The sequence below is a fragment of the Neisseria sp. HMSC065D04 genome, assembly GCF_001815675.1.
Taxonomy (GTDB): Bacteria; Pseudomonadota; Gammaproteobacteria; order Burkholderiales; family Neisseriaceae; genus Neisseria.
Window position 1 is genome coordinate 70,118 of the sequence record NZ_KV821496.1, and the last position, 428, is coordinate 70,545.

At 54.7% G+C, this 428-nt stretch carries 1 CRISPR repeat array.

From position 1 onward, the window contains the following. Positions 1-425: direct repeats of the CRISPR family, unit length 30 nt; unit sequence AGCCGCCTTCAGGCGGCTGTGTGTTGAAAC. Positions 426-428 lie beyond the last annotated feature (3 nt).

Consider the following 428-nt stretch of genomic DNA (forward strand, 5'->3'; position numbering starts at 1 on the left):
AGCCGCCTTCAGGCGGCTGTGTGTTGAAACAGCAGCCACACCCGCGCTGTTATCTGCCAAAGCGATCAGCCGCCTTCAGGCGGCTGTGTGTTGAAACGTGATAAAGGTAGTTGCATCAATAATAAAGCAACAGCCGCCTTCAGGCGGCTGTGTGTTGAAACTTGAAAACGGCGATGTTTTGCGCACGCACACTTCCAGCCGCCTTCAGGCGGCTGTGTGTTGAAACCTTGCGGTCATACTCCACGCACATATGCATACGCATCAGCCGCCTTCAGGCGGCTGTGTGTTGAAACTTGGAATCCAAAATCAGACACCCCATCCTCCTCCCAGCCGCCTTCAGGCGGCTGTGTGTTGAAACCGGTAATTTTGGGGCATATGCCAAGAAGCCCGTCAACAGCCGCCTTCAGGCGGCTGTGTGTTGAAACATC